Source organism: Lentilactobacillus kefiri, assembly GCF_007989105.1.
Classification (GTDB): domain Bacteria; phylum Bacillota; class Bacilli; order Lactobacillales; family Lactobacillaceae; genus Lentilactobacillus; species Lentilactobacillus kefiri.
Genome location: NZ_BJVK01000093.1, coordinates 1 through 1,097, shown reverse-complemented (window position 1 = coordinate 1,097; position 1,097 = coordinate 1). Strand labels below are relative to the sequence as shown.

The 1,097-nt window shown below is 36.3% G+C and carries 1 protein-coding gene and 1 pseudogene; both read left to right on the top strand.

The genetic code is table 11. The features are described from left to right. Positions 1 to 583: pseudogene (locus LKE01_RS11810) on the top strand (DUF262 domain-containing protein); the annotation flags it as partial. A 54-nt stretch (positions 584 to 637) separates the two neighbouring features. Then, positions 638 to 883 (top strand): hypothetical protein, encoded by a 246-nt coding sequence (locus LKE01_RS11805; RefSeq protein ID WP_056982431.1) that lies wholly within the window; start codon positions 638 to 640, stop codon positions 881 to 883. Positions 884 to 1,097 lie beyond the last annotated feature (214 nt).

The window sequence follows — 1,097 nt, the reverse complement described above, 5'->3', positions numbered from 1 at the left end:
TAATAAAATTCTTTCTATTTTTGTTCGCCACCGTACAATTAATAACGAGGGAACGAACGTCTTAGAAGGTGGTTTCTCTGAAGTGGCCCAACATATTTGGAATATGGAATTGAATGGTATTGACGATATTATTAAGGAGCTTAATGATAAGCTACTTAAGAGTGATGATTCTATTAAAGCAAACTTTTCTGCACTTTCCAAAGAGGGTGGCTTAAAGGGACCCAAGAAATGGACTCTGGTTTATCTTCTTTCAGAAATTTACTCTTATGAGTACGATGATTTTGCCGAGAATAATTTGTATCCTAAGGTGTTTGATCAGGATAACTACAAGTTGGTTCACATTAATTCAGATGACTCATTAGGAGATTATAAGGGCTACATTGGTAATTGGACTATTTTGGAAAAGCAGTTGGCAACAGGGACTGAAGATGATATGACTAAGTTAATGAATGCTCTGAATCAGTCGGAACTTAATGCTAATCACAAATTGTCGGACTCACTGCAAGCTGGAGAATGGGGTTCTGACCAGATCAGAGAACGTCAAGATAATTTTGCCAATAATGTTGTTACCCAACTTTGGTAGTTTTTAAATACTGATGTGTAAGTGCTGGAGAACCCTTGAAAGGAGGTGATTCGTTTGGAGAGTAACAGTCAAAGTCACTCAAATGGCCATGCTGCATTCCTATCTATTGGGTGGGTGTCTGCAGTTATTAGTTTATTTGTTCCATTTATTGGTATTTTAGCAATTGTTTTTGGTATCTTAGATATTGTGAAAAGTAAATCAAAGACTGCTGGTATTGTATTATTGGTATTTGCCATTATTTTCTTGTACCTTGGCTTAACAGGGTTTGGATATGGCTTTACGTCATCATATGGTTCATAGTTCCGCAATTCAAATATAATTATTGTTCTTTGTTTTTCCTCGCCGGTGCTAAAGACAGGTTCAACTCCTGTCGGGGAATTATTCATATTTCTTTGGAGGATACAGTATGAAAAATAATAGTATTAAGAAAACCGGAATTGCATTAATTATTGGGTTATCATTGGGAATTGGAGGGGTGACATTTCCTAGTGTGGTTTCCAATACGTCTAAGAAA